The sequence below is a fragment of the uncultured Mycobacterium sp. genome (assembly GCF_964249325.1).
Taxonomy (GTDB): domain Bacteria; phylum Actinomycetota; class Actinomycetes; order Mycobacteriales; family Mycobacteriaceae; genus Mycobacterium.
This window is the reverse complement of record NZ_CAXUCH010000285.1, coordinates 1-5,018: the sequence shown is the minus strand read 5'-3', so window position 1 is coordinate 5,018 and position 5,018 is coordinate 1. Positions and strand designations below refer to the sequence as shown.

6 protein-coding genes are annotated in these 5,018 nt (G+C 66.7%); 2 read left to right on the top strand and 4 right to left on the bottom strand.

The window, feature by feature from the left end; translation table 11 throughout:
- Positions 1-1,007: MMPL family transporter (locus ACFE99_RS22720; protein WP_375488793.1), on the bottom strand; the 1,007-nt coding region annotated here is incomplete at its 3' end.
- Positions 1,008-1,277: 270 nt separating this feature from the next.
- Here ACFE99_RS22720 and ACFE99_RS22715 point away from each other — a divergent pair.
- The gene (locus tag ACFE99_RS22715; protein ID WP_139797692.1) at positions 1,278-1,409 is read left to right on the top strand and encodes a hypothetical protein; all 132 of its coding nucleotides are present in this window, start codon (positions 1,278-1,280) and stop codon (positions 1,407-1,409) included.
- A 70-nt stretch (positions 1,410-1,479) separates the two neighbouring features.
- Here ACFE99_RS22715 and ACFE99_RS22710 read toward each other — a convergent pair whose 3' ends face one another.
- Complete coding sequence (locus ACFE99_RS22710) at positions 1,480-2,232, bottom strand: 3-hydroxyacyl-CoA dehydrogenase (protein ID WP_375488790.1); 753 nt, start codon at positions 2,230-2,232, stop codon at positions 1,480-1,482.
- Positions 2,233-2,287: 55 nt separating this feature from the next.
- The gene (locus tag ACFE99_RS22705; RefSeq protein WP_375488788.1) at positions 2,288-3,370 is read right to left on the bottom strand and encodes a CaiB/BaiF CoA transferase family protein; all 1,083 of its coding nucleotides are present in this window, start codon (positions 3,368-3,370) and stop codon (positions 2,288-2,290) included.
- Between the two features lie 190 nt (positions 3,371-3,560).
- Here ACFE99_RS22705 and ACFE99_RS22700 point away from each other — a divergent pair, with 190 nt between their 5' ends.
- Positions 3,561-4,379: an enoyl-CoA hydratase gene (locus ACFE99_RS22700; RefSeq protein ID WP_375488786.1), complete on the top strand. Its 819-nt coding sequence runs from the start codon at positions 3,561-3,563 to the stop codon at positions 4,377-4,379.
- On the opposite strand, the gene ACFE99_RS22695 is transcribed toward ACFE99_RS22700, so the two are convergent.
- Positions 4,376-5,018 (bottom strand): lysostaphin resistance A-like protein (locus tag ACFE99_RS22695; protein WP_375488784.1); only part of this gene is annotated, 643 nt, incomplete at its 5' end. The two genes, ACFE99_RS22700 and ACFE99_RS22695, sit on opposite strands and share 4 nt — an antisense overlap.

The window sequence follows — 5,018 nt, the reverse complement described above, 5'->3', positions numbered from 1 at the left end:
CCTAAGAGCGCGATCGCGGCCGGCGTCACCACGATCGCCGAAACGGCTACGAATGCCACAGTGGCGATGCCGGCGTAGGCGAAGGATTTCAAGAAGTACATCGGGAACAGCACCATCACTGACATTGACAACGCCACGGTGGTCGCCGAGAACAACACCGTGCGACCGGCGGTGGCCATGGTGCGGATCAGCGCCTCGTCCGGCGCGGCACCGTCGCCGAGCTCGTCGCGGTAGCGGCTGATGACCAGCAAGGTGTAATCGATCGCAAGCGCCAGGCCCATCGCGGTGCTCAGGTTCAACGCGTAGGTCGACACATCGGTGGTAAACGAGATCAGCCGCAGCACCGACATCGAACCGACGATGGCCAACCCACCCAGCGTCAACGGCAGCGCGGCCGCCAGCAGTCCACCGAACACCCATACCAGCACCACGAAGCTCAGCGGGATGGCGATCGTTTCCATGAGGAGCAGGTCGCGTTCGTTCTGCTGGTTGATCTGGGCGTAGACCATCGCTACGCCGCCGGCCCGCACGGTCACGCCGTCTGGAATGGGGAGGCCCTTCACCTCGTCCGCCAGTGTCTTGGCGTATTTCTGTGCGTTGTTTTCCCCACCCCTGAGGTTCGCGACGATCAGTCCCGACTTGCCGTCCTTGGTGACCATGTCAGCAGCCGCCTGCTGCGAAGATGTCCACGCCGACGACACGTTGAACACATACGGTGAGCGTTGCAGCGCGGCGACGATGTCGGTCCCGGCACGACGGGCGTGGGGGCTGTCGGCGCTTCCAGGGGCAGTTACCTCGATGAGCATCTTTTGGTCGCTCTGCCCGAACTTGTCGGTCAGCATTTTGATTGCCTGGGCCGACTCTGAGGTCGGGTCCTGGAAGCCGCCCGCCGACAGGCTCTTGGTTACCGGGATGCCGAAGATCGCGGCACCGACCACAACCAGGGCGGCAACGCCGATGATTCGGCGCGGCGCGGCGATGGCAAGTCGAGCGATAGCCTGCAGCATGTTTCGGGTCCTTCCACCGCTGACATCGATCGCGTCTTCGGCCGTCGACCTCTTATCGCGCCCATCCGCCGTCCAATATCCGCGGTAACTTATCAGCGGTAACTCACGGGCGTCAACGACACCTTCAGCACCCCTCCCCGAGAGACACGACTAGACGGCCCGGCTAGTTCACGGCCGAGCCCGGCTTGACCCTACCCGGCGGTAATATTGCCAACGTTTTCCGAACCGTGACTCACTGATTCCTTAATGGTGATCCATACGCTCAGTGTCATGTGGATCGACGACTCGAGTGCCGACGTGATCAAAGCTGATTTCGAGGCTCTCTACCACGGCGACATGTTGGTAGAGGGCGAGACTTCAGAGCAGCTCGACGACTGGCACCCGCTGCCCACCGCGAGCTGACCCGCACTCCCAGGGCGCCAAGCGATGGCCGCGCCCATATTTAGTCGTTTTGCTTTCAGTCGTTGGCGCGTTATCGCGGCGCCATGCGGATGGCGCCGTCCAGGCGGATCACCTCGCCGTTGAGCATCGGGTTTTCCACGATGTGCACGGCCAGTGCCCCGTACTCGTCCGGCTTGCCCAGCCGGCTCGGGTGCGGCACCTGCTTACCGAGCGACTCCTTGGCCGGCTCCGGCAGACCGGCCAATAGCGGGGTGTCGAAGAGACCGGGCGCGATGGTGACCACCCGGATGGCCTTGCTGGCCAGGTCGCGGGCGATCGGCAACGTCATGCCGACCACACCGCCCTTCGACGCCGAGTAGGCGGCCTGGCCGATCTGGCCGTCGAACGCCGCCACCGATGCGGTGTTGATGATGACGCCGCGCTCCTCGCCCACCAGCTCGGTTTTGGCGATGCGTTCGGCACCGAGACGCAGCACATTGAACGTTCCGATCAGGTTGACGTCGACGACCTTGCGGAACGCATCTAGCGGGAAGACGCCGTCCTTGCCGAGCACTCGGATCGCGTTTCCGGTGCCGGCGCAGTTAACGACGATGCGCAGCGGACCCATCGTCTCGGCCAGGTCGAGGGCGGTGGTGACCGCCGCTTCGTCGGTGACGTCAGCCGGCGCGAAACGTGCCCGCTCGCCGAGTTCACGCACTACTTCTTCACCTTTGAGGTCGAGCACGACCACCTGAGCGCCTGCATCGAGGAACCGCTGCGTGGTCGCCAAGCCCAGGCCGGATGCACCACCGGTGACGAGTGCGACGGCATCTTTGATCTCCACTCGAAGCTTTCCTTTCCATCCGGCCACCCGTGCCGACCTCATGGTCGGTCGGCGACTATACCCAGTCGGCGAGCACCGACTCGGTGTCAGACCCCGGTGGGCCGGGCGGCCTCGGTTGGTCGGGCACTGTCCGGGAGAACCGTGGCGCCGGGGCCGGCTGCAGTCCGCCATCGGCCGGGTAGAAGGTGTGACGGGCGGTGATGTGCGGCTCGGCCTCGACTTCGCCGAATGCCAGCACCGGAGTCACGCACGCGTCCGAGTCGGCGAACACCTTGGCCCAGTGGTCGCGGTCTTTCGAGCCGATGACCTCGGCAATCGTGGCCCGCAGTTCCGGCCAGCGGCTGCGGTCGTCCTGGGCGGGCAGGTTGGCAGGGTCCAGCCCCAGCCCGGCCAGCATGGCCGCGTAGAACTGCGGTTCGATCGCTCCGACCGCGACATAGCGGCCGTCGGCGCATTCGTAGGTGTCGTAGTACGGCGCGCCGCCGTCCAGCATGTTGGTGCCGCGCTCGTCGGACCACATGCCCATGGCCCGCATGGCCCACATCATCTGGATCAGCACCGACGAACCGTCGACCATCGCGGCGTCGACGACCTGGCCCTTGCCGGAGGCCTGTCGCTCCCAAAGGGCGGCCAAGATGCCGACCAGCAGAAACATCGATCCACCGCCGAAGTCGCCGACCAGATTCAGCGGCGGAACCGGCCGCTCGCCTCTGCGTCCAATCGAATGCAGCACGCCGTTGAGCGAGATGTAGTTGATGTCGTGGCCGGCTTGCTGGCTGCGCGGGCCGGTCTGCCCCCAGCCGGTCATGCGGGCATAGATCAACCGCTCGTTCACACGTGCGCAGTCGTCGGGACCCAGGCCCAGGCGCTCGGTGACCCCCGGGCGGTATCCCTCGAGCAGTACGTCGGCCTTGGCGATGAGCCGCAGCACGAGGTCACGGCCCTCGTCGGACTTGAGGTCGGCGGTGACGAAGCGCCGGTTGCGCAGCATCGCGTCGCGGACCGGTCCGCTGGCGGCGCTGGGCCGCTCGACGCGCACGACGTCAGCGCCCAGGTCGCCCAGAATCATTGCGGCGTGCGGGCCCGGCCCGATACCGGCCAGCTCCACCACCCGCAGCCCCGTCAGCGGTCCCGCCATTACCGACCTCCTTGACCCCGTGGCGATCGCCAGCCCGGCGAAGCCGGGCGCAGCGGGTCGCCACCATTTGACCCCGTGGCGATCGCCAGCGCGGCGAAACCGGGCGCAGCGGGTCGCCACCAAAGATTCCGCTCGCATCTTCCCAGCCGCCCGCCAAGGACCGGCATCCCGGTCACTTAAGGTGATCCCCATGACTGCCATCGAGTCCCGGATCGACGCCCTGACTCCCGTCGCCGGCCTGTCCGTCACGCTCACCAACGGCGTGTTGTCGGTGATCATCGATCGCCCTGAGAGCCTCAATTCGGTGACGATGCCGGTGCTGGCCGGGATCGCCGACGCGATGGAATGTGCGGGCGCCGATCCGCGGATCAAAGTGGTGCGCCTCGGCGGAGCGGGTCGCGGTTTCAGCTCGGGAGCTGGCATGAGTGCCGACGACGTGTCCGGCAGCGGCGGGCCCGGCACCGAGATCATCGCGGAGGCCAACCGCGCGGTGCGGGCGGTCACGGCGCTGCCGCGGCCGGTGGTCGCCGTCGTACACGGCCCCGCCGCCGGTGTAGGGGTATCCCTGGCGCTGGCGTGTGACCTCGTATTGGCTTCGGATGCAGCGTTTTTCATGCTTGCGTTCACCAAGGTGGGTCTGATGCCCGATGGTGGCGCGTCGGAATTGGTCGCCGCAGCGATCGGCCGGACGAGGGCGATGCGCATGGCGTTATTGGCTGAGCGGATGCCGGCCGCAGACGCGCTGGCTGCCGGCCTGGTAAGCGCCGTCTATCCGGCCGACCAGTTCGACGCCGAAGTGGACAAAGTGGTGTCGGCGTTGGTGGGGGGGCCCGCGGTCGCGTTCGCCATGACAAAAGAGGCCATCAACGCGGCCACGCTCACCGAGCTCGACGCCGCGCTCGACCGCGAATTGCAGGGTCAGGCGGTGCTACTGAAATCACGCGACTTCCTCGAGGGCGCAAGAGCTTTCCAGCAGCGTCGTACTCCGAACTTCACCGATACCCTCTAGAGCCCGAACAGCGGCGGCAGCGCGAGCAGCACGACCAGGCTCCACACGAAATGGGTCAGTATCGGAGCCAGCACCCCGCCGGTCGCGCGGCGCTCCCAGGCGCACACGGAGCCCAGCACGATCGCCGCGAATCCGAGTATCAGATTCTGACTGGCCATGGTCGCGGCCACATACAAGACGGTGGATATCAGCGCCGGACGGTGGCGGCCCAGCGCCGTGTAGAGCGCGCCGCGGTAGAACAACTCCTCGGCGATAGCGCCCAGCAGCGCGATTGCGAGCACCAGCCGCCATGAACCCTGGTCGGCGAAATGCAGCACCCGAGTGATCAACTCCGCCACTGGCGGGATTTCCCGAGCGATTGCCCCACCCGCCACGAACACGCCCCCGAGCACCAGCCCGATGGTGGCGCCGGTGATCACCGGGCGCTGGTTGCGGCCTCGCCAGCAGATGCCGCCCAGATGTAGCGGCCCCGAGGCGAACGCCCCGACGGCCCACAGCCCGATCAACGCCGCCGTCAGCCAGTAGAAGGTCGACTCGCCCGGGTGGCGCTTCATCGACAGGCCCAGCACCACCGCGCCGAAAACCAACACCACGGCCACGACAATGCGCCGGCGCCGCACCACCGACGGTGGTTCATGG